Origin of the sequence: Bradyrhizobium lablabi, from assembly GCF_001440475.1 — a bacterium.
Lineage (GTDB): Bacteria > Pseudomonadota > Alphaproteobacteria > Rhizobiales > Xanthobacteraceae > Bradyrhizobium > Bradyrhizobium lablabi.
The window spans coordinates 163548-186772 of the sequence record NZ_LLYB01000127.1 but is presented as its reverse complement, the minus strand read 5'-3'; the positions used below and the strand labels follow the sequence as shown (position 1 = coordinate 186772).

21 protein-coding genes are annotated in these 23225 nt (G+C 64.4%); 1 reads left to right on the top strand and 20 read right to left on the bottom strand.

All coding sequences use genetic code 11. The annotated features are described in order from the left end of the window. Positions 1-9 precede the first annotated feature (9 nt). The 14 genes from CQ14_RS37775 to pcaF all read right to left on the bottom strand — a co-directional run bounded on the left by CQ14_RS37775 (position 10) and on the right by pcaF (position 15031). Positions 10-927, bottom strand: a complete 918-nt coding sequence (locus tag CQ14_RS37775; protein WP_057862806.1) for a DMT family transporter — start codon at positions 925-927, stop codon at positions 10-12. Positions 928-976: 49 nt separating this feature from the next. Then, positions 977-2806 carry a tannase/feruloyl esterase family alpha/beta hydrolase gene (locus CQ14_RS37770; protein WP_057862805.1) on the bottom strand — a complete coding sequence of 610 codons (1830 nt, stop codon included), beginning with the start codon at positions 2804-2806 and terminating at the stop codon, positions 977-979. Positions 2807-2850: 44 nt separating this feature from the next. Then, positions 2851-4722 (bottom strand): bifunctional sugar phosphate isomerase/epimerase/4-hydroxyphenylpyruvate dioxygenase family protein, encoded by a 1872-nt coding sequence (locus CQ14_RS37765; RefSeq protein WP_057862804.1) that lies wholly within the window; start codon positions 4720-4722, stop codon positions 2851-2853. Then, positions 4719-5456, bottom strand: coding sequence for an ABC transporter ATP-binding protein (locus CQ14_RS37760; RefSeq protein ID WP_057862803.1), 738 nt, complete (start codon positions 5454-5456; stop codon positions 4719-4721). Before CQ14_RS37760 ends, CQ14_RS37765 begins: the two co-directional genes overlap by 4 nt. 13 nt (positions 5457-5469) lie before the next feature. Beyond that, entirely contained in the window at positions 5470-6213 is a 744-nt protein-coding gene (locus CQ14_RS37755; protein WP_057862802.1) for an ABC transporter ATP-binding protein, read from the bottom strand. After that, positions 6210-7208 (bottom strand): branched-chain amino acid ABC transporter permease, encoded by a 999-nt coding sequence (locus CQ14_RS37750; protein WP_057862801.1) that lies wholly within the window; start codon positions 7206-7208, stop codon positions 6210-6212. The genes CQ14_RS37755 and CQ14_RS37750 overlap by 4 nt, the downstream gene beginning before the upstream one ends. Further along, positions 7205-8080: a branched-chain amino acid ABC transporter permease gene (locus CQ14_RS37745; RefSeq protein WP_057862800.1), complete on the bottom strand. Its 876-nt coding sequence runs from the start codon at positions 8078-8080 to the stop codon at positions 7205-7207. The genes CQ14_RS37750 and CQ14_RS37745 overlap by 4 nt, the downstream gene beginning before the upstream one ends. 93 nt (positions 8081-8173) lie before the next feature. Continuing rightward, positions 8174-9310 carry an ABC transporter substrate-binding protein gene (locus tag CQ14_RS37740; RefSeq protein WP_057862843.1) on the bottom strand — a complete coding sequence of 379 codons (1137 nt, stop codon included), beginning with the start codon at positions 9308-9310 and terminating at the stop codon, positions 8174-8176. A 133-nt stretch (positions 9311-9443) separates the two neighbouring features. Then, positions 9444-10334 (bottom strand): shikimate dehydrogenase, encoded by an 891-nt coding sequence (locus CQ14_RS37735; RefSeq protein ID WP_057862799.1) that lies wholly within the window; start codon positions 10332-10334, stop codon positions 9444-9446. Positions 10335-10460: 126 nt separating this feature from the next. Further along, positions 10461-11417, bottom strand: coding sequence for a LysR family transcriptional regulator (locus CQ14_RS37730; RefSeq protein WP_057862798.1), 957 nt, complete (start codon positions 11415-11417; stop codon positions 10461-10463). Positions 11418-11494: 77 nt separating this feature from the next. After that, a complete protein-coding gene (locus CQ14_RS37725; protein WP_057862797.1) occupies positions 11495-12388 on the bottom strand; it encodes a dioxygenase family protein in 894 nt (297 codons plus the stop codon). 23 nt (positions 12389-12411) lie between these two features. Further along, the gene (gene pcaG, locus CQ14_RS37720; protein ID WP_057862796.1) at positions 12412-13017 is read right to left on the bottom strand and encodes a protocatechuate 3,4-dioxygenase subunit alpha; all 606 of its coding nucleotides are present in this window, start codon (positions 13015-13017) and stop codon (positions 12412-12414) included. Continuing rightward, on the bottom strand, positions 13018-13719 hold the full coding sequence (gene pcaH, locus CQ14_RS37715) for a protocatechuate 3,4-dioxygenase subunit beta (protein WP_057862842.1): 702 nt from the start codon (positions 13717-13719) through the stop codon (positions 13018-13020). Positions 13720-13822: 103 nt separating this feature from the next. After that, positions 13823-15031, bottom strand: coding sequence for a 3-oxoadipyl-CoA thiolase (pcaF, locus tag CQ14_RS37710; RefSeq protein ID WP_057862795.1), 1209 nt, complete (start codon positions 15029-15031; stop codon positions 13823-13825). A gap of 239 nt (positions 15032-15270) precedes the next feature. Here pcaF and mutS point away from each other — a divergent pair, with 239 nt between their 5' ends. Further along, a complete protein-coding gene (gene mutS, locus CQ14_RS37705) occupies positions 15271-18006 on the top strand; it encodes a DNA mismatch repair protein MutS (protein WP_057862794.1) in 2736 nt (911 codons plus the stop codon). A gap of 32 nt (positions 18007-18038) precedes the next feature. On the opposite strand, the gene CQ14_RS37700 is transcribed toward mutS, so the two are convergent. From CQ14_RS37700 to CQ14_RS37675, 6 genes are all read right to left on the bottom strand, one after another. Then, positions 18039-18746 carry a GrlR family regulatory protein gene (locus CQ14_RS37700; RefSeq protein ID WP_057862793.1) on the bottom strand — a complete coding sequence of 236 codons (708 nt, stop codon included), beginning with the start codon at positions 18744-18746 and terminating at the stop codon, positions 18039-18041. A 57-nt stretch (positions 18747-18803) separates the two neighbouring features. Then, positions 18804-19613, bottom strand: coding sequence for a hypothetical protein (locus tag CQ14_RS37695; RefSeq protein ID WP_057862792.1), 810 nt, complete (start codon positions 19611-19613; stop codon positions 18804-18806). A 197-nt stretch (positions 19614-19810) separates the two neighbouring features. Continuing rightward, entirely contained in the window at positions 19811-20320 is a 510-nt protein-coding gene (locus tag CQ14_RS37690) for an OsmC family protein (RefSeq protein ID WP_057862791.1), read from the bottom strand. A gap of 56 nt (positions 20321-20376) precedes the next feature. Then, positions 20377-21162, bottom strand: a complete 786-nt coding sequence (locus tag CQ14_RS37685) for an ABC transporter ATP-binding protein (protein ID WP_057862790.1) — start codon at positions 21160-21162, stop codon at positions 20377-20379. Continuing rightward, on the bottom strand, positions 21162-22016 hold the full coding sequence (locus CQ14_RS37680) for an ABC transporter permease (RefSeq protein ID WP_057862789.1): 855 nt from the start codon (positions 22014-22016) through the stop codon (positions 21162-21164). The genes CQ14_RS37685 and CQ14_RS37680 overlap by 1 nt, the downstream gene beginning before the upstream one ends. 205 nt (positions 22017-22221) lie before the next feature. Next, on the bottom strand, positions 22222-23196 hold the full coding sequence (locus tag CQ14_RS37675) for an aliphatic sulfonate ABC transporter substrate-binding protein (protein ID WP_057862788.1): 975 nt from the start codon (positions 23194-23196) through the stop codon (positions 22222-22224). Between the last annotated feature and the right edge of the window lie 29 nt (positions 23197-23225).

The window sequence follows — 23225 nt, the reverse complement described above, 5'->3', positions numbered from 1 at the left end:
GGCTACGATCTATCGCGACGCGCTCTGCTTGGCCTGCAGGCACAACCACATGCCGCCGAGCGACAGCGCGCCGCCGATCAGGTGGATCATGGTCGGTGCCTCGCCAAGAAAGATGATCGATAGCACCGCGCTGACGATCGGGCCCAGATAGAGACTCAAGGAAGTCGACACCGCACCGAACATCGAGCCCAGATAGGCGTAGGCCGAATAGGCAAAGAGGCCTGGGACGAGGCCGGCGAACAGATACACCAGCGCCGCGCGCCCGCTGAACGCGGCCGACGGCATCGACCAGATTTCATGGATCGCAAAGGGCAGCGAGAACAGCGCCCCTGCTGCCGCAAACAGCCCGATCCTTGCCAGAAAGCTCACACCCCGGCCCACGTCGTTTTGCATCAACGTGTATCCCGCCCAGCCCAGCATCGCGAGCAACGCGAGGAGATCGCCGGACGACAGGCCCGGCCCGGCGGCTCCCCCTTTGGTGATGATCAGCAGGGCGCCCGCCAGCGCGACCAGCATTCCGATGATTTTTCGTCGGTCGATGGTCTCGCGACCGGAAACGACGGAAAACAGCAGTACGACAAGCGGCGATAGCGCCATGATCAGCGCGATGTTGATGGCCGAGGTGGTAACGCCGGCGAGATAGACCGGACCGCCGCAGATGAACATGCCGAGAAAGCCGGCCAGCGCGATGCCGAGACCGTCCTTGCGCAACAGCCCGGGGCTTTCCCTCAGCGCCATCATGACAGCCGGCAGCAGTCCGAGCGCCACAATGCTCCAGCGAAAGAAAGCGATCGAGAACGGTGGAACACTTCCGGCAACGCCGCGCGCCAGGATCATGTTGGAGACCTGGGCGGTGGCAACCAGCAGAAAGCCGAGCAAACCGAGCACTTCGTGCGTTCTGCTCGCTGCTTCCTTGGGTTCGGTCATGCTCGATCCGGTGGTTACGCCCCCGACGACACGATCCTAACCCGCCGGCCTACCGGCAGCTATAGCTCGAGGCCTGCTTTGCATCTCCGTTGCCATTCCATGTCGTCCGCAGCGGATAGACGCAGACGGGATAGCTGAGGCTGTTGTCGCGCGAGGTCAGCAGGATTTCACCGGGCGCGGTACCCTTCTCGACCCAATCGACCAGCGCGGTGAAGAACTGATCCTGCTCGCGTGTCGGGGTCTGGTTGGCGTTGCCCGGAAGGTTTGGCAACGGCACGCTGTCGTTCTTGCCGCCGACGGTATAGGCCCGGCCTTGCGAAGAGTGCGCCGAACCCGGCACGAGATACATTCGCATGAACTTCTGCACCTCGGCATCGCCGCCCATCGCTGCCATCACGCGCTCATGATAATTGATGTTGCCGGCAGGCGGAATCGCGTCGTCGACGAGGCCGGTGTGGACGATCACCTTGCGGGCGAGATCGCGCAGTTTCGCGAGATCCGCCTTGTCGGTGATGAGATCGCTGAACAGCGTCGGCTGCAGCGCGACGCCCTTGTTCACGGCGTCGGCGAGGCCCGCGTAATCCAGCTCCAGCCATTTGTTGCGAACATTGGTCGAGGCATTCGTGATCGGTTCGCCCGACGACGTACTGGCATCGGGCGCATAGGCGACATCCTGCAGGGCCAATGCGACGCCGTAGGAGGAGGCGCTGGTGATCAGATTGCCGATGGCGGTGCTCTTGGTGAACGTCCACCAGAGCTGGTTCTTGCCGAGCGATTTGCCGGATCGCGCCCCGGCGCTCTGCGCGGCATCGAAACTTCCATCACTGGTGGCGCCGTACCAGATCCGGTTCAGCGCGTTCGCCTCCTTCAGATTCATGCAAGCCGCGGCATCGGCATTATTGCCGGTGACGCCCTCGCCGGCTTCGCCCGCGCACAGCATGTCGGCATCGCGCGCGGGGTTGTAGTCGCAGGCAAAAGGATCGAGCAGGAAGCCGAGGCCCGCCTTGTCGCAGGCGACTACCGCCCGCTTGTTGGCGGCAGCGACCTTGGCGGCGAAGGCTGTGGCCTTCGGCTTGTCCGCCGAGGTAAAGCCGAGCTCCGTCTTCATCACGATCTGCGGATACAGTCCCGCCGTTCCGAATTTCGCGATGCTCAGCGCCGGCTGCGCGATCATGTAGCCGTCATAGAGTTCAGGGTATTCCTGCACGAGCTTCAGGCCCTGCCGGCCGCCCTGCGAATGGCCGTCGTAATAGGCATATTTCGGCGCCTTGCCGTAATAGAGATTGACCAGCGCCTTGGTCTTGACGGCCTGCTCCACCATGGCGCGCACCGAGAAATCGCGCAACGATTCGACGTTGACCTTGCCGTCCGACAGGAACGCGAACGAGCCGTCCTGATACCAGGGCTGGCCCGCGTCGGTCGTACCCGAGGCGTATCCGATATTGGCGTTGACGATCGCCGGCACCTTGCTGCCGATCTTGTCCGCATAGCGATGACCGCCGCCGACCCATCCGCCGCCGCCATAGTTGCGGATGCGCTCGTTCCAATTGGCATGCGTCGGCAGCCAGACCTCGATGCCGATACCTTCGGACCAGGAGCGCGCGTTCTTGTCCTTTTCCGCCGTGGCGCCGGGGCCTACCAGCAGCTTGACCAGGCACAGATCGGCCGCCGCTGTTACCGGCTGAGGCGCGTCAGGCGCCTTCAACTCTTCGCCCTTCTTCACCAGGCGGACCGCGACGACCGTGGTGTCGGCGTCCGGACGGAACGCCGTCTTGATGCCGTCATCGCAGGAAAGCATATCGGCCCAGGCCGGCGAGAGATAACCGCAGGCCGCGAGCAGCAATGTTGCGCCAACGGCCTTCCTTTTCATGATCGACATCGTCTCGCCTCCCCTTAAGTCTTTTTGTTTTCCATTCCTGACGGTCACGCCTTCGGCATGGTCAGCGGCCGCGATTCGCGGGTCTGGGCCGCGAGCCTGATCGCGGCGTTGGCGGCGCCAAAACCGTGATAGTTGCGGCGCTCGACGATCTCGAAGAAGAACCGCTCGTCGAACGCGTGGGTATAGACCTGAAAGAACTCGCCGTCGCCTTCGCGGTCGTAGAGAATCTGGTTGTGGCGAAGCGCGGCCATCATGTCGGCGTCGAGGCCGTATTTGGCTTCGATGTCGTCGTAGTAATTGTCGGGAATCTTCAGGAAGTCGGCGCCGCGGGCGCGCATGTCGGCGATCGCAGCGAAGATGTCGCCGCAGGAGAACGCGACGTGCTGCACGCCGGAGCCGAAGAATTCGTGGATGAAGCGGGCCGACAGCGTGCGGGTGGCTGACGAGCCGTTGAGCACCATGCGCAAGCCCTGATTGCCGTTGATCAGCGCCTGGCTCTGCACCAGCCCGACCGGGTCTGCGATCTCCATCTGCGGCAGGCGTTCCAGATCGAGAATGCCGGTATAGAATAACAGCCACGACAGCATCTCGTCATAGGGCATCGACTGCGAGATATGATCGACGGCATTGAGCCTGTCGCCGGCCGCTTCGCTGCGCAGGGATTCAAAATCGAGGTCCCAATTCTTGCCGGCCTGTTCGAGGAAATACAGCAGGCTGCCACCGACGCCGCGGATCGCGGGAATTTCCAGCTCGCCCAGCCCGACCGGCTGGTAGAAGGTGCGTGCCTGCAAGGCCTCCGCCCGCGCCATGGTCCTACCGGCATCGTCGACGTCGACGGCGATAGCGCAGACGCCAGGACCATGCGCGACAAAGTGCGAATGCGCAAAACCATCCGGCTCGCAGTTGATGACGAGATCGATATGGCCCTGCGACCAGCGTTCGACGTCCTTGCTGCGATGCGCGCCGGTCTTGCGGAAACCGAGCTGGCCGAACAGCGCGGCGAGGCTTTTGGCTTTTTCCTCGCTCACGGCGAATTCGATGAAGCCGACGCCACGACTGCGCGCCTTCGGCGGCAGCGGCGCTGCCGAAGCGCTCGGCGCCGCCGCGCGGACGTCATCCTCGAGCAGGATCAGCGAGCGCAGCCCGTCGGTCGCGGTGCGGACGGCGGAGCCAGCGCGGAACTGGTCGTTGAATATTTCCAACGACAGCGGACCCGCATAGCCGGTTGCCAGCACGTCCTGCACGAATCGCGCGACTGGTAGATCGCCCTGTCCCGGGAAGCAGCGGAAATGGCGGCTCCAGGACAGCACGTCGAGGCCGAGTTTTGGCGCGTCGGCCAGCTGCACCAGGAAGATCTTGTCGGCGGGAATCGATTGGATGGGCAGCGTGGGGAACGACGGCGCCAGCGCGTGAAAACTGTCGAGGATGACGCCGATCGATTTGTGGTCGGCGCGCCGCACGATCTCCCAGGCGTCGCGGTAATCATTGACGTGACGGCCCCAAGCGAGCGCCTCATAGCCGACGCGCAAGCCGCGCGCGGCAGCCCGCTCGCCCAACTCGCGGAAATCGGCGGCGGCACGATCGATGCCGCCGAGCGAGGCCGGCGAGATGTTGCTGCAGATCAGCATCAGATCAGTCTGCAGTTCCTGCATCAGGTCGAATTTGCGCTCGGCGCGCGCAAAATTCCGGGTGCGCTGCGGCTCCGGCATGCCCTCGAAGTCACGAAACGGCTGGAAGGCACAGATCGACAGCCCGAGATCCCGGCACATCTGGCCGACGTCTCGCGGGCTGCCGTTGAACGACAGCAGATCGTTCTCGAAAATCTCGACGGAATCGAAGCCGGCTTCAGCGATCGCGCGCAACTTTTCGTCGAGCGCGCCGCTGAGCGAAACGGTAGCGATCGAGCGCTTGTTCATGCGGCCGTCTCCGTCATCGCGCCGCCCAGGAACAATTGCCCGATGCGGGGATCGTTCAGCACGCGGTCGGCCTTGTCGACGAGGCGGGTCTGCCCCAGTTCGAGCACGATGCCGTAATCGGAAATCTCCAGCGCCGAGCGGGCGTTCTGTTCGATCATCAGGATCGATACGCCACGATCGCGCAGCTCCTTCAGGATATTGAAGGTCTGCTGCACCATCAGCGGGGACAACCCGATCGACGGCTCGTCGATCAGCACCAGCTGCGGATTGAGCAGCAGGCCGCGGACGATTTCGAGCTGCTTCTGCTCGCCGCCCGACAGCGTGGACGCCTGCTGCGCCGCCTTCTTGCGCAACACCGGGAATTTATCGAGCGCCGCCTCGATCCTGGCAGGCAGATCGGCGATGTCACGCGCGACGACGGCGCCGAGCTGGATGTTGTCGCGTACGGACAGTTCCGGGAAGATGTTGCGGCCCTGCGGCACGTAGCAGATGCCTGCATTGAGCAGTTCACGCTGGCTCAACCCGGTGACGTCGCGTCCCTTGAATACGACCTTGCCTTCGCGCAGCTTCAACAGGCCGAAGATCGCCTTGAACACGGTGGATTTGCCCGCGCCGTTCGGCCCGATCACGGTGGTGATGGAGCCTGCCGGCACCGAAAAGCTGGTGCCGTTGAGGATCGTCATCTTGCCGTAGCCGCCGACGAGGCCTTGAACATCGAGGATGGCATCGCTCATGGGATCGGTCCCTTCAGTGGCCCAGATAGGCTTCGATGACGGCGGGATTGGCGCGCACTTCGGCCGGCGTACCCATTGCGAGCAGCTTGCCTTCCGCCATCACCATCACACGCGTGCACAGCGACATCACGAATTCCATGTTGTGCTCGATCACGACGAAGGTGGCGCGTTTCTCGCGGTTGATCGCCGCCAGCCGTTCCTTGAGATCGCCGAGCATGGTGAGATTGACGCCGCCGGCGGGCTCGTCGAGCAGCACCAGCCGCGGCCCGCCCATGAACGCCATCGCGGCGTCGAGCAGTTTTTGCTGGCCGTAGGACAGGCCGCCCGCCGCTTCGGTAGCGAGGTGATCGAGCTTGAAGAAGCCGATCATCTGGTCGGCCGCGGCCGATAATCCAGCATCGGAGGGGCCAAACAGCCGCGACATCATGTTTCCCTGATGCTCCTGCCCGGCAAGGATTAGATTCTCGCGCACCGACAATTTCGGAAAAACCTGCAGAAGCTGGAAGGTGCGGCTGACGCCGAGGCGATTCAGTTCGGACGGCCGCAATCCGGTGACGACCTTGCCATCGACCTTCACTTCGCCATCGGTCGGCGTGAGCTGGCCGAGGATGCAGTTGAACAGCGTAGACTTGCCGCAGCCGTTCGGGCCGATCAGCCCGAGGATCTCGCCCTCCTGCACGTCGAAGCTGACGCCGTCGACGGCCTTGATGCCTCCAAAACTCTTCTTGACGTTGCTGATTTCGAGGACCGCGGTCATGGCGCCGTCTCCAGTCTCGATTTGGTAACCGCGCGCAGTGCCGAAGCCGCCTTGGTGCGCCGCTCGGCCAGATAGCGATCGAGGATGCCGAGGATGCCGGTCGGCGAATAGATCAGCAGCAGCATCACCGCGATCGCATAGAGCATCAGGTAGTAGCCCTGCGTAAAACGCAGCCACTCCGGCAGCAGCACCGCGATCATGGCGCCGAGGAACGGGCCAAAGAAGAAGCCGGAGCCGCCGACGATCACCATCATCAAGAGATCGAGCGAGAGCGAGAGATTGAACGGGACCGGATCGATATATTGCGTCAGCGGCGCATAGAGCGCGCCGGCGACACCCCCTAACGCTGAACCGATCGCAAACGCCATCAGCGTGTAGCGCCTTGTGTCGATGCCGAGCGACAACGCCCGCACCGGGTTTTCGCGCAGTGCGACGAAGGCGCGGCCCCAGGGCGAGCGGATCAGCCACCACATCGCCAGCGAGACGATGGCGAGCGAGCCGAGGCAGAAGTAGTAGAACGGCAGCGGCCGGTTGGTGGCGAACCCGAGGACGTTGGGCCGTGGAATACCTGAGATGCCGTAGATGCCCTTGGTGAGCCAATCCTCGTTGCGGAATACGAGGAACGCGAGCGTCGAGAAGGCCAGCGTCACGAAGGCAAGGTAGTGATGCTGCACGCGCAGCGCCGGATAGCCGAGGATCCAGCCGATTGCAAAACACAGTACGATGGCGACGCCGAGCGCCGCAATCAGGGGCATACCCTGCGTGGTCATGATCGCCGCCGCATAGGCGCCGATGCCGACGAACGCGCCCTGCGCCAGCGACACCTGGCCGGCATATCCGAGCGTGAGATTGAGCCCCATCGCGGCGATCGTCATCACCGCCCACTGGCTCAGGATATAGAGGCCGTAGCGATTGAAATTCATCGGCACGATGATCAGGGCCGCGATCACGGCCAGCCCGAGCGCGATGCGCCAATATTTTCCGTTGATGGTCATACCGTGCGCTCCTCGGGCCGGCCAAGCAGGCCCTGCGGCCGGAACAGGATAATGACGATCAGAAGAACCATCGGCACCGCGGCGCGATACTGCGTCGACACATAGGCCGCCGCCAGATTGTCGACGACGCCGATCAGCAGCCCGCCCGCGATGGCGCCGCGCACCTGGTTGAAGCCGCCGACGATCGCCGCAATGAACGCCGCCTGCCCCAGCACTTCGCCGGAGGAGAATTTTGCGAGATAGATCGGCGTGATCAGCAGCGAGGCCAGCGCCACGAGAAAGGCATTGATCAGGAACGTCAGCAGGATCATGCGTTCGACGGGCACGCCGATGATGCGGGCGACCGTCGGGTTCTGCGCGGTGGCCTGCATCTGGTGACCGATCGAGGTGCGGTTCAGCAGCATGGTCAGGCCGATCACCACGGCGATCGCAAGCGCGAGCACGCCGAGGCTTTGTAGCGACACCACGCGGCCGAGGATCGAGACGTCACCGGCCGGCACGATGGAGGGGAATGGCGAAGCTTCGGCACTGAAGAACTGCTTTACCGCCTCCTTGATGCCAATCGCCAGCGCCATGGTCGCAATCGCCAGCGGCAGCACGCCGTGCCGCAGCATCGGATCGACCAGCAGCAGCTTGAAGCCGAGCCCGAGCAGCAGCAGCGACAGCAGGATGCCGAGGATGATGGCGAGCCAGAACGGCGCGCCCGCGTGCATCACCGCCAGCATCAGGAACGCCGGCAACATCACGAATTCGCCCTGCGCGAAATTGATGGTCTGCGACGTCTGCCACAACAGCGTGAACCCGACCGCGACGAGGGCGTAGATCGCCCCGGTCGCAAGTCCCGCCACGAGAAGATCGAGCAGATTGGACATGCTTCTCCCCTCAGCCGTCACACTCGGACGGCGCCAATGATTTCGTTATGCTGATCGCGGGCGCGCGCGCTCAAACGCACGCGCCCATGCGGCTCAGTTCAGCTTCGGCAGTACCTGCTTGACGACCTGCTTGCCCTCAACGATCTCGACCAGGAATCCCTGGCGGTCGATGTCGCCCTTCTCGTCGAAGGTCACGTCCATCAGGATGCCGGGCTCGTTCGCGGCCTTGATGGTGAGGCCGTGAAGGGTGTCGGCGAACGCCTTGGAATCGACCTTGCCCATCTTGTCGGTGGTCGCCTTGATCATGTAGATCGCGAGATAGCCCTTCAGCCCGTTGTGGTCGGGGACGTAGTTGTACTTCTTGACGAACTTCTCCCGGAAGGCCTTGACCAGATCGACCGGCGCATCGGTGGTGAGGCCGACATGGCCGCGCGCGCCGTTGGCGGCATCGCCGGCGAGCTCGACCACCTTCTGGCCGACCAGCGTGGTCTCGCCCATCAGCGGCACGGTGACTGCCTGGCGCTTCAGCTCCTTCAGTATCCGCGCGCTTTCTTCCTCGTTGAGGTAGATGAAGACGGCATCGGGTGCCGCGGCCTTGATCTTGCTGACGTCGGCAGCGAAGTCCGCCTGTCCCGCTTCCGTGGAAAGGTCAGCCGCGACCTTGATGTTGTATTTGGCGAACTCCTTGGTGATGACGTCGCGGCCGCCTTTGCCGAAGTCGTTGTTGACCCAGACGACCGCGACCGATTTCGCCTTCAACTCGTCATTGATGTATTTGGCGACCTTCGGCATCGAGGATTGCTGGCCGAACGAGGTGCGGAACAGGAATTTGTTGCCGCCCTGCGTCAGCTCGGCGGCTTCACCGCCCATGATCTGCGCGATGCCGGCTTCCGCGGCGAGCGGGGAAGTAACCTTGACCGAGCCCGAATAGCCGGGCCCGAGCAGGACGTAGGGCTCATTGTCGAGCGCCTTCTGCACCTGCGCGCGCGCAACGCCGGGGTTCGACTGCGAATCCGCATGCGTGACTTCCAGCTTGCGACCGAGGACGCCGCCCTTGGCGTTGATCTCTTCGATCGCCAGATCGATGCCGTTTTTCCAGTTATTGCCGACGGTGGCGCCGCCACCGGACAGTTCGGCGACATCGGCGAGCTTGATCGGCGCGCCTTGCGCGAATGCGGCTGCGGCCGACACGGTGGCAAGCAGCAGTCCTGCGAAAAATCCAGATTTCATTTCCATCCCCTCTCGTTACAACAAGCGGCCTTGTGACCGGCCGTGTTCTTTGGTTTGAGCACGAACTCCACGCAAACGCGTTCCGCGTTTGTCGCGAGGGAAAACCGGCACCCGGTTTTCCCGATCGCGCTTCTCAAGCTGCGTTCACTTTAGCGTAGCGTTTGGCCATCACCGCGTCGAATGCATTTCCCATCTCGACGGCCGACGGCTTCAATCCCGTGAACAGTTCAAAGGCGTCCGCGGCCTGATAGATCGCGAGCTCCCGCCCGGTCATGACCTCGGCGCCCTTGGCCTTGGCAGCATTCAATAGCGGCGTCCAGAGCGGCGTGTAGACCGCATCTGCCACCCACAGATTCCCGTGCAGCAGCGCATCCGGCACTGGCGTACCGCGGTTCGGCAGCATGCCGACCGGCGAGCCGTTGACCACGCCGGTGACGCCGCGCATGGCCTCCTCGACGCTACCGGCAACCTTCGCGCTGCCATGCTTCTCGATCTGGCCGGCAAGTTGCGCTGCCTTGGCGGCGTCGGTGTCGAAGATCCTGATATCGCTGACGCCGATCCCCGCCAATGCGAAGGCGATCGCCTTGCCGACGCCGCCTGCGCCGACCACGGCGACGCGGCTCTGCGCGGGATCGCGGACCAGTTCGGTGATCGCCCGGGCAAATCCCGTCGTGTCGGTGTTGTGTCCGATCAGCCGGCCATCCCGGACCACGACCGTATTGACCGCGCCGATCGCGCGCGCCCCCGGCGACAATTCATCGAGTAGCGAAACCACGGCTTCCTTGTAGGGGAAGGTAACGTTGACGCCGGCAAAACCCAGCCGGCGCACGCCATCGAGCAGCAGCCGCAACTCGTCGCGGCTGGCTCCCGCGACTTCGATCAGCTGGTAGTGGCAATGCGCACCGAGCGCTTCGGCGGCCCGTTCATGCATCGCCGGCGACGCCGAATGCGCGATCGGCGCGCCGATCAGGCCGGTGAGAAAGCGGCGGTCGGCCGGAGCGATGGGGCGGGCGGCAGGGCTCATTGATCTCGTCATCGGGCGCTAGTGCGCGTTAACGGCAACGGCTCGGGAAACGCCCGATCCAGTCGAACGATAGCGCTTTACCGACCTAACACAATTACCCATTTATGCCAGATAGATAACATCATGTTATTTCTTGCGGAGCGTTATTTCCTTGCGGGGCTTGGGATCGGCCTTTCGCGACGCTGCCTTGCCCGGCCCCACCGCCCGCATTTCCGAACGCAGGCATTCGATGAAATGCTCGATGTGCAGCGACAGCGGCGCGCCGCGTTTCACCGCGATGTAGGTGTCGAATCGTGTCGGCTCGACGATCTTCAAGAGTTCAACGCCGGGATATCCGCCATGGGCGACGGTGAATTGGTCGATCACGGCGATGCCGAGACCGGCCTTGACCAGCGCACACACGGTGGTACCGAAGCGCGCACGGATGGTGATGTCATAGTCGAGTCTGTTGCGCGCAAAGATCTCCGCCATGATCCGTCCATAGGGATCGTTGGGATCGATGCCGATCAGCGGATAGCGGATGATCTCCTTGGCCGAGACCTGCTTGCATCCGGCCAGCTCATGCCCCGCCGGCACGATGCAGAACAATTCGCCCGATGCCAGCGGCAGGAAATCGAGGCCGGGATGCTCGAGCCGGTAGCTCATGGCGACGCAATCGCCGCGACCGAGCAGCAGATAGTCGACGGCCTCCTCGATCTTGAGGATGTTGATGTCGATCCGCAGCTCCGGGTAGCGCCGCCGAACGCGCTCGATCGCGCGCGGCACCATGACCTGCGAGATGCTCGGCACCGAGCCGATGCGCAGTTCGGACAGGTCGCCGCGTCCGATCTTGGAGATGATCTCGGTAAGATCATCCATCTTCTCGTAGACGCCGTTGATCTGCTCGAAGATGTTGCGCGCTTCGGGCGTTGGAAAATAGCGCCCGTTCTGGCGCTGGAAGAAACGGACGCCCAGGGACTTCTCGGTGTATTTCACCAGCCGGCTGATGCCGGGCGCCGATACGTTCAGAAGCCGCGCCGCGCCGCCGATCGTGCCGGTCACCATCACGGCGCGGATCACCTCGACCTGGCGAAGCGTCATCATGTGCAGCAGCTCCGCTAGTGGCGTTTGCGTAGCGAACGGCGACGGACATCGCCGGGAATCTGGATAGCGCGCGACACCTACTTGATCGGCGGGCGCGGCAACACGGCCTCGCCCGCTTCCATCCTGTAGACATGGTCGAGCGAATACCAGGGCGGCTGGACATCTGCGATGGTCGGATGCGGCTCGTCATGACGCACGAAATCGCCGATCAGCGCCTTGGTCACGCCAAACTGCACGTCGCTGTCGATGTGCGGATCGGCGGGATCGTAGACCTGCGAGATCAGGACCTTGAAGCCCGGCTTGACGATCAGCGCATGCAGATGTGCCGGCCGGTATGGATGCCGATCCTGCACCTTCAACAGCCGCCCGACCACGCCATCGGTCGGGATCGGATAGCCGACCATCATCACCGAGCGAAAGGCGAAGCGACCATCGGCATCGGTCGTGAACTTGCCGCGCAGGTTCATGTCCGCCTGTTCGGGGTCCTGGTTCTCGTAAAGGCCGACGGGCGAGGCGTGCCATACATCCACCTCCGCCCCGGCAACCGGATTGCCGGCCTGGTCCACGACGCGCGCAGTGACCAGGAGGGCCGCGCCCGGCGTTTCGGACCGGACGATCGAGCCGCCGTTTTCGACGCGTGGAGAGTTCAGTCGCCAGAACGGCCCGAGCAATGATTGCGCCGTTTCGGTGTTGCCCTGGTCGCCATTGTTCAGAAGGCAGACCAGCGCGGAAACGCCAAGCGAGCCCGCCATCAGCACGACTTCGTTGTGCGTATCGGTCGATTGCCGGCCCATCTCGGCGAGAATCGCGGTGGCTTCGCGAAACTCTGCTTCGGTCAGCCTGACGTCACGGACGAAGCCGTGCAGGTGCTTGACCAGCGACACCATGATCTCACGCAACCGCGGATCGGATGTCCGCTCCATCACGGATGTCGCCGCAACCGTGACATCCTGCTGACGCCCGATGATCATTTCCGCACCCCCGGCGGCTGCAGCTACACGTCGAAGAATACCGTCTCTTTGTCGCCCTGCAGATGGATGTCGAAGCGATAGACCGCATTGCCGTTGCCCGGCTGCCGTGTCGCGATCAGCGTCGCGCGGCGATCGGCCGGCACCAGCGCCAGCACGGGATCGGCGGCGTTGGCCGCCTCACCGTCGAAATAGATACGGGAATAGAGATGCAGCAGCATGCCGCGCGCATAGACGGCGAGCACGATATGCGGCGCCTGCGGCTTGCCGTCGGGATCGGCGACCTGCCCCGGCTTGATGGTGTCGAAAGCGTAAGCCCCCTTCGCGTCGGTGCCGATGCGGCCGAAGCCCTTGAACGACGAGTTCGGTAGCGCCCGCTTGTCCTGCGGATCGGAGAAGCGCCCTTGCGAATCCGCCTGCCAGATCTCCAGCATGCAATCGACGATCGGCACGCCGTCGCCGTCGAACACCGTTCCCTCGACGCGGACGCGTTCGCCCGACGTATCCGGCGTGACGAGGTTATTGGTGAACGCGTCGTTCCACTCATATTTGCCGCCCGGCGTCAGGCCATAGGCGAAATAGGGACCGACGGTTTGCGACGGGGTGACCCCGTCCGGCTTGGCCTGTGGCACTTAACTGTTCTCCATCGGCGTGGCGTTGCGCCCGCGCAGCACAATGTTGAAGCGATAGCACAGCGCCCAATCCGGCTTGGTGTTGTCCAGATCGAACGAGGAGATCATCCGGTTGCGCGCCTTCTCGTCGGTGACCGAATTGAAGATCGGATCGAACGGAAATAGCGGATCGCCGGGGAAGTACATCTGCGTCACCAGACGCGAGACGAAGGAATGGCCGAACACCGAGAAGTGGATGTGGGCCGGCCGCCAGGCGTTGTGGTGATTGCCCCAGGGGTAAGCGCCGGGCTTGATGGTGACGAACCGGTAATAACCTTCCGCATCCGTTTGCGCGCGACCGGCGCCGGTGAAATTCGGATCGAGTGGGGCAGGATGCTGATCGACGACATGGACGTAACGGCCGCAGGCATTGGCCTGCCACAGTTCGACCAGCGCATTCGGGACGCCGCGGCCGTCTTCATCGAGCACATGGCCGTGAACGATAATGCGCTCGCCGATCGGCTCGCTTTTGCCCTGGATGGTGAGGTCGTGATCGTGCTCGCGCACCGTCTCGTGGCCGTAGACCGGGCCCGTCAGTTCCGACAGCGTGTGCCGCATCGGAATCAGCGGCTTGGTGGGCGAGCGCTTGACAGTGCTCTTGTAGGCGGGAGACAGCCGCGGCGGATGCGCCGCGAGACTTTGCACTGGGTAGACCAATGTCATGCCGAATTCCTCCCTCGCCGCGCACGTGACCCGCGCCGCCAGATCATTATATGACATAACTAATTTGGGAAAGCGTTGTTTTTCGCTCTCCCAAATAGCTGTTTTAGTTGATCTTTTCGATCGCAACCGCGACGCCTTGGCCGACGCCGACGCACATGGTTGCCAAGGCAAGCTTCCCGCCTCGCTTCTCCATGCCGTGCACCGCCGTCAGCGCCAGCCGTGCGCCGCTCATGCCGAGCGGATGGCCGAGCGCGATCGCGCCGCCATGCGGATTGACGAAGTCGGCATCGTCCTTGACGCCCAGTTGCCGCAAACAGGCTATGCCTTGTGAGGCGAAGGCTTCATTGAGCTCGATCAAATCGAAGTCAGAGATCTTGATGCCGAGCCGCTCCATCAGCTTCTTGGTCGCCGGCACCGGGCCGATGCCCATGATGCGCGGCGGCACCGCGGCCGAGGCTAACCCTAGGATGCGCGCCCGCGGCGTCAGCCCGTGCTTCTTCACCGCGGCTTCGGAGGCGAGGATCATTGCGGCTGCGCCGTCATTGACACCGGAGGCATTGCCTGCGGTCACGGTGCCGGGATTGCGCACGATCGGCTTCAGCTTTGCCAATCCTTCGAGCGTGGTCTCGGGACGCGGATGCTCGTCCTTGTCGACGGTGATGGGGCCGGCCTTGCCGCCGGGCACCTGGATCGGCGTGATCTCCTCGGCGAAATAGCCCGCCGCGATCGCCGCGCCCGCGCGCTGCTGCGAGCGGATCGCCATCGCGTCCTGATCGGCGCGCGAGACCTGGAATTCCTCGGCGACGTTCTCGCCGGTCTCCGGCATCGCATCGACGCCATACTGCGCCTTCATCAGGGGATTGATGAAGCGCCAGCCGATGGTCGTGTCATAGATGTCGGCTGAGCGCGCGAACGCTTCCGGCGCCTTGCCCATCACGAACGGGGCACGAGTCATCGATTCAACGCCGCCGGCAATCGCGAAATCGATCTCGCCGGCACGGATCGCCCGGCCTGCCGCGCCGACCGCGTCGAGGCCCGATGCGCAGAGGCGATTGAGGGTCTGGCCGGGAACCGATTCCGGCATGCCCGCAAGCAACAGCGCCATCCTTGCAACGTTACGGTTGTCCTCGCCGGCCTGGTTCGCGCAGCCGTAAAACACCTCATCGACCTGCGACCAGTCGAGATTCGGATGCTTCGCCATCAATGCTCTAATTGGGGCGGCGGCCAGATCGTCGGCGCGCACCTTGGCGAGCGAGCCGCCGAAACGGCCGATCGGGGTCCGGACGGCATCACAAATGAATACATCTCGCATAGAATTTCTCCCTGAATGCCGTGCTTTAGGCGTTGAGCCCTACGGAACTGTTGGCGAGTTTTAGGAGCGTGCCCGCGGCAGGTCAATTGAGGCGTCGTTTCCCGTGCGTTGCTTTCGCGGGGGGCCGCCATGCCCTCGTGGCGGGCATGATCATTTCTTCGCCGCAGGGCGTGGAAAACTCTGACAATGGGGGTAAGGGAATAGGACCGGACGGCGAAATTTTGTAGCTTGCCGCCCGCATGACGATCCAGCAATCCATCCCCGCCCCCGCGCCCCCTGAAGCCACGCCGGCTAACGACGCAACATCGCGCGTCACGCCGATGATGGAACAGTATCTCGAGATCAAGGCCGCCCATCCCGGGCTCTTGCTGTTCTACCGGATGGGCGACTTCTACGAGTTGTTCTTCGAGGACGCCGAAATCGCCTCCAGGACGCTCGGCATCGTGCTGACCAAGCGCGGCAAGCATCAGGGCATGGACATCCCGATGTGCGGCGTGCCGGTGGAGCGCTCCGAGGATTATCTGCATCGCCTGATCAATGCCGGCCACCGCGTTGCCGTCTGCGAGCAGACCGAGAATCCGGCCGCGGCACGCGCCCGCGGCAACAAGAGCGTGGTGGCCCGCGGCGTGGTGCGGCTGGTGACGCCGGGCACGCTGACCGAAGACACGCTGCTGGACGCCCGCACCAACAACTACCTGCTCGCGATCGCGCGCGCTCGCGCCTCCGCCGGCGGCGACCGCATCGGGCTTGCCTGGATCGACATTTCCACGTCCGAGTTCATGGTCACGGAATGCTCGACCGCGGAACTGGCGGCGACACTGGCGCGGATCAATCCGAACGAGGCCATCGTCACCGACGCGCTCTATGGCGATGCCGATCTCGGGCCGCTGCTGCGCGAACTGCCCTCGGTGACGCCGCTGACCCGCGACGTCTTCGACGGCGCCACCGCCGAACGGCGTCTTTGCGATTATTTCGCAGTCGCGACCATGGACGGTCTTTCCGCCATGTCGCGGCTGGAAGCAACCGCCGCAGCCGCCGCCGTCACCTATATCGACCGCACCCAGGTCGGCAAACGCCTGCCATTATCGCCGCCCTCGCGCGAGGCCGCCGGCACCACGATGGCGATCGATCCCGCCACCCGCGCCAACCTCGAACTGACCCGCACGCTCGCCGGCGAACGGCGCGGATCGCTGCTCGATGCGATCGATTGCACCGTCACCGCCGCCGGTTCGCGGCTGTTGGCACAACGCCTCGCCGCGCCGCTCAACGACAGCGCGGGAATCGCGCGGCGGCTGGATGCGATTGCGGCCTTTGTGACTGACAGTGCCGCCCGGGACGATGTCAGGACCACGCTGCGCGCCGCACCGGACATGTCGCGCGCGTTGGCGCGACTGTCGGTCGGACGCGGCGGCCCGCGCGACCTTGCAGGACTGCGCGACGGCATCCTCGCGGCGGACCAGGCGCTGGCGCGGCTCGCGCAACTCGAAGCGCCGCCATCTGAGATCATGGCCGTGATGGAAGCCTTGCGCCGGCCCTCGCGCGACCTCGCACGCGAGTTCGAGCGCGCGCTCGCCGAGCAACTGCCACTGATCAAGCGCGACGGCGGCTTCATCCGCGAGAACTACGAGCCCGCGCTCGACGAGAGCCGTAACCTGCGCGACGCCTCCCGCCTCGTCGTCGCCGCGATGCAGGCGCGCTACGCCGAGGACACCGGCGTCAAGGCGCTCAAGATCCGCCACAACAACGTGCTCGGCTATTTCGTCGAGGTCACCGCCCAGCACGGCGACAAGCTGATGGCGCCGCCCTTGAACGCAACCTTCATCCATCGCCAGACGCTGGCGGGGCAGGTTCGCTTCACCACGTCCGAACTCGGCGAGATCGAAGCCAAGATCGCCAACGCCGGCGACCGCGCGCTCAACCTGGAGCTCGAAATCTTCGAGCGTCTCTGCGCCATGGCGCTGGCGGTCAGTGACGACCTGCGCGCCGCGGCGCATGCGTTTGCGATGCTCGATGTCGCAATTTCGCTGGCGAAGCTTGCCGTCGATGACAATTACGTACGGCCCGAGGTCGATGGCTCACTGGGCTTCGCCGTCGAGGGCGGCCGTCATCCCGTGGTCGAACAGGCGCTGAAGCGCGACGGCCAGCCGTTCATAGCGAACGCCTGCGACCTCTCGCCGGGCCCTGCGCAGAAATCCGGCCAGATCTGGTTGATCACTGGCCCGAACATGGCCGGCAAATCGACCTTCCTGCGCCAGAACGCCTTGATCGCACTGATGGCGCAGATCGGCTCCTACGTGCCGGCGTCGCGCGCGCGGATCGGCGTCGTCGACCGCCTGTTCAGCCGCGTCGGCGCGGCCGACGACCTCGCACGCGGACGCTCCACCTTCATGGTCGAGATGGTCGAGACCGCCGTCATCCTCAATCAGGCCAGCGAACGCTCGCTGGTGATCCTCGACGAAATCGGCCGCGGCACCGCCACCTTCGACGGCCTGTCGATCGCCTGGGCCGCGATCGAGCATCTGCATGAGGCCAACCGTTGCCGAGCGCTGTTCGCGACGCACTATCACGAGCTGACCGCGCTCTCGGCAAAGCTGCCGCGGATGTTCAATGCCACGGTGCGCGTCAAGGAGTGGCAGGGCGACGTCGTGTTCCTGCACGAGGTGCTGCCCGGCTCGGCCGACCGCTCCTATGGCATCCAGGTCGCCAAGCTCGCAGGCCTGCCGCCCGCCGTGATTGCCCGCGCCAAATCGGTGCTGGCCAAACTCGAGGCGCAGGACCGCGGCCAGACCGCGCGCGCGCTAGCCGATGATCTTCCCCTGTTCGCCGTCCCCTCCCGCGCCGCCGTGGAAGCGGCACCGCCGAGCGAGGCGAAGCTGTTGATGGAAGCCGTGAAGGCGCTGCATCCCGACGAGATGTCGCCGCGCGAGGCGCTGGAGGCGCTCTATGCGCTGAAGGCAAAATTGCCAAAGGGGTGAGTACACCGTAACCCGGATGAAGCTAACGCCTATTAGCCGGCGAAGGGCTGCACCAATTTCAGCGTCGCCGCGAATCGGATGCTGCGCTTGCCGGCCAGTGCGGTCGCCTCGATCTCGGCACCCTCGGCACTGCAGCGGCCGGAGAAGCCGATTCCGACTTCATGACCGCCGAACAGCGGATGCTCGTCCCTTGCAGGCGTGTGCTCCTGATTGACGAACTCGCCCTTCCAGCGGCCGTTCGAGGACGTGTAGGCGCCGAGATAGTAGAAGAACGCGTCACCACCGAGGATGCGTCCGTCCTTCAGCAGCATCACGCCGGTTTGCCAGCCGGCGAGGCCGTCCAGCATCCTTATGTTGATCGAGTAAAGCCCGCTGACGATGCCGCCTTCGCCAACCTTTCCTGGCGGCGGCATATCGTCGTTGCCAAGCGGCGTCATCACCGCGCGGAACACCGAGCCGGCGTCTTCCAGGACAGAGCCCGCGAAGTGCCAGACGTCGCCCTGCGGCCTGCCGCGTATGCTAATCGTAACCTGGTCGGCACTGACCAGCGACCTCCGGTGCGGCGATGGGCTGTGGCGCCGGGTACGCAGCCTGGCGATGATTTCGCCGTCCACATGGTCGTAGGTGCCGAAGTGGGCGAATGCGGTATTGCCGCCGAGCATTGTTCCGGCATGGGCGTACAGCACGCTGCGGCCGGTGCCGCCGCTGATGTCGTATTCGACCTTGTACAATCCCTCCACCGCGCGCCCCGGTTCTGTCGCGAGCCAGCTTAGCGGTCTTGTCGCAGGCGGTAACCATCAAACTTGCGGCTTGGCAGCTGCGGCCTTCCGTCGCCCGAGCCACCACAGGCTTAGATTCCAACCTACACATGTCGCCAGCGCCAGGCCCAACCCGATCGCCGAGCCGAACTGCAGTGCCGCGACGTGCAGCACCGCAATCGCGATGCCCAATCCGATCAAGCCCCAGGCGCTGTTGGCGAGGACTGCGGCAGTCGGCGGGCCGCCGATGCGGGGATGCAGGATCAGCATCATCGAGGTGAACACGATCGGGAATAGCGCGATGATGCCGCTGACCTTGGGGCCGACCCAGCTCGACGTCGTGACCACGGTCGCAACCAGCGTTGCGACCAGCGAGGCCCGCAGCGGGATATCGTACCAGCGTCGCCGGATTGGCGGCATCTTGGCGTGGCGGTAGCGGGCGAGCAGCGGGACGCAGATGGCGTATGCGATGACGTTTGCGATCAGCCCACCGGCGAGCGACCATTGCACCGAGCGGATGACCGTCGCGAGTACCAGCCATACAGCCACGGCAGCGGAGCAACTGAGCAGCGCGCCATGGCGCTGCGCCAGCACGACGTAAGTGAGGCCGAGGAAAATCGTCGCGGCGTTGATCGGCAGGCTCGCCAGCGCGCCCTCGGCGATGAAGGCCGCGTCATGGTCGAGCGCGAGGAACACGTAGGACGGCCCTGCCGAGATCGGCAGCGTCGCGATCAGGGCGCCGATTACGGGACCTGAGCGTTCGGTGACGATCGAAGCCGTCACCACGAACGCCGCGGTGATCGCCATGCGCAGGCCGAGCGTGAGGATAAAGGTGAGTTCGGGGGACATTTGCATTCTCTTACCCTCCCCTGGAGGGGGAGGGTCGGATCGCATGAGCGTAGCGAAATGCGATACGGGGTGGGGTGATCTCTCCACTCGGGCACTGTCAGACGTGGAGAGACCGTCACCCGCCGCTCATTTCATGAGCGTCGACCCACGAGCGAGCTTCGCTCGTCTCGGACCCCTCCAGGGGAGGGTACGAGCAATCACACCCGCTTCATCGATACCGAGATTTTCGGGCCGTTCCTGATGGTTTGATAGACCACGCAATAGCGCTCCGTCAGCTTGAGCAGCAGATCGAGCTTATCCTGCGCCGCGTCGGTGCCGACCTCGAAGCGCAGGCGGATCTCTTCGAACCCGACCGGAGCTTCCTTGTCGACGCCGAGCGTGCCGCGAAAATCGAGGTCGCCCTCGGCGATGACGATGCCGGTCTTGAGCGGCACTTCGACCGCGGTGGCGACCGACTTCAGCGTGACGCCGGCGCAGGCGACGAGGGCTTCCAGCAGCATGTCGCCGGAGCAGAGCTCCAGCCCCGAGCCGCCGGTGGCCGGATGAAGTCCCGCGACCGCCAGCGCGCGGCCGGTCTCGACCTTGCAGGCGATGCCTTCATTGTCGATCGAGCCTTTGGCTTTCAGGGTAATGACGGCGGCGGAGGGATCGGACTTGTAGCGTTCCTTGATAGGGGCCTGCATCGCGCGGAGTTCGGCGGCGTCCATCTTGTTCTCCCGGATTTTCTTTGGCCTGCCGGATTTAGTGCGAAATTGCGCCCCTGTCACCACCACATCGCTTCGCCGGCCATCGATTTTGGGTCGGCGTCCGGGATGTTGCGGTCGAGCGAGCGATCGAGCGCGGTCAGCACGTGGCGCTTGAAATTCTCGAACAATGGCGAAGCGCGGTCACGTGGCCGCGCCAGATTGATATTGATCACCTCGAACAGCCGCCCCGGCCGCGGCCGCATCACCAGCACGCGATCCGCCAGCACCACGGCCTCGTCGACGTCATGCGTCACCAGGATCAGCGTCGGCCGCGTGTCCTTCCAGAGGTCGAGCAGGTGATCCTGCAGGTCGCGCCGCGTGAAGGCGTCGAGCGCGGAGAACGGCTCGTCGAGCAGCAGCACTTCCGGCTGCGGCACCAGCGCGCGCGCAATCGCCACCCGCTGCGCCTGCCCGCCAGAGAGTTCGCGCGGCCAGGCTTTTGCCTTGTCGGCGAGGCCGACCCGCGCCAGCGCGCGGTCAACCTTCTCGCGCCTGATATCGGCCGGCAGATCCGACAGGCCGAAGCCGATATTGTCGGCGACGCTGAGCCAGGGGAGCAGCCGCGGCTCCTGAAAGATGATCCCGATTTTGGCGTGCGGCGCCGTGATCGCGGCGTCGTCGAGCGTCACCGTGCCGGTGCTGGCGCGGTCGAGACCAGCGATGGCGCGCAGCAGCGTCGATTTTCCGCAGCCGGAGCCGCCGATGATGGCGACGATCTCGCCGGGCTTGATTCTGGCGGAGAAGCGCTCCAGCGCGTGGACGCCGTTGGGATAGGTTTTGCCGACTTTGTCCAGCGCGAGCATCAGGCCGCTCCGCTCTGGCGGCCGAACGCATCCTGCCAGCGCAGCAACGGCGCGGTGGCGATTTCGATCAGCCAGTCGGTGGTCTTGCCGAGGATCGCAAAGATCACGATCGCCGCCACGATCTGCGCCGGCTTGCCTAGCTGCTGGCCGTCGATCAGGAGATAGCCGAGCCCTTCGGAGGCGCCCATGAATTCGGCGGCGACGACGAACATCCACCCGAGGCCAAGGCCGACCCGCAGCGCGACGACATAGGCTGGCAACACCGCCGGCAGCAGGATGCGGCGGATCATCGCCGGACCCGAGAGGCGGAAGATGCGGCCAACCTCGACGATCTTGCGGTCGACGGCGAGGATCGCACCCATCACGCCGAGATAGACCGGGAAGAACACGCCGACCGCGATCAGCGCGATCTTGGACGTTTCGAAAATGCCGAGCCACAGGATGAACAGCGGCACCCAGGCGATCGAGGGAATCGCACGCAGCGCCTGGACGGTCGGATCGAGCAGCTGCCGCGCCAGTCCCCAATAGCCGGATATGGCGCCGAGGATGGTTCCGGCGACGACGCCGAGGCCGAAGCCGGCGCCGACGCGTGTCACGGTCGCGGTGATATGGCGCGTCAGCTCGCCGCTCTTCGCGAGTTCCATGACGGTGGCAAAGATCTTCGTCGGCGGCGGCACCAGCCGGCCGTTGGAATAGCCGAGCCAGACCCAGAGCTCCCAGAACAGCGCCAGACCGAGCGGCAGCAGCAGCCCGAGCGCCGGCCGCGCATAGCGACGCAGGCGCGCAGGAATTGGCGGTGCGGCGATCGCGTCAGCGCGTTCGCGGGTCACGGGGAGTTCAGCAGACATAGTCATAGCAAGAACGCGTCTCGCAGAGGAATGCAACATCCTCCCCTGGAGGGGGAGGATCGGTTCGCATGAAATGCGAACCGAGGTGGGGTGACGGTCTCTCCACGTCCAACAGCGCCCGGGTGGAGAGACTGTCACCCCGCCCCGTCTCGCATTTCGCTGCGCTCCATGCGAGCCGACCCGCCCCCTCAAGGGGCGGGTAAGCAAAGGATCAATTCGTCGGTAGCGGGACCTGGTCGTCGATCAATGCATCCAGCGTCGCCTTCACATCGACCTTGGCGTCGACCACGCCGGCCTGCTGCAGCGCCAGGCCCGCGGCGAGGATGGATTCACGCTGCGCTGCGCCGATGCGGCTGTGGGTGAGCTCCGTGCGCTCCTTGAGCTGCTTGTCGACGACGGCTTCCGGCAGCTTGGTCACGCCGATGAAGGTCTTCTTCAGGTCGTCGTAATTGGCCAGCGAATATTTGCGCGCCTCCTCGTAGACCGCGAGCACGCGGCGAACGGTGTCGGGGTGATCCTTCAAAAACTGCTCGCGCACATTGAGGATGCCCCAGGTGTTGGCGTCCGCCTTGCGGAAGAACAGCTTTGCGCTCTCCTCGACTTCGGCCTGCGCCATCATCGGATCGAGACCGGCCCAGGCATCGACGTCGCCACGGATCAGCGCGGTCTTGCCGTCGGCGTGCTGCAGGAGCACAGGGGTGATATCCTTTTCGGTGAGCCCCGCACCGAGCAGCGCTCGCACCAGGAAGATGTGCGGATCGGTGCCGCGCGTCACCGCGACGCGCTTGCCCTTGAGATCGGCGACCGAGGCAATTTTAGAATCCTTGCCCGTCACCAGCGCCGTCCATTCAGGCCGCGAATAGACATAGATCGACTTGATCGGGTTGCCGTTGATCTTGGCGACCAGCGCGGCGGAGCCCGCGGTCGAGCCGAAATCGATCGAGCCGGCGTTGAGGAATTCGAGCGCCTTGTTGGAACCGGCCGACTGCACCCAGACGATGCTGATGCCGTCCTTGGCGAATTCCTTCTCCAGCAGTCCCTTCTGCTTGAGGATCATCGACACCGGATTGTAGGTCGCCCAGTCGATGCGAATTTCCTTGAGCGGATCGGCGGCAAAGGCCGCGCCGGGCAGCAAGGTCGAAAGCGCGATGACCGCAGCCACTGCGCGCCGTGAAATCGTGAGCATGGTCGCTCTCCCTGAGGCACTGAAAAACA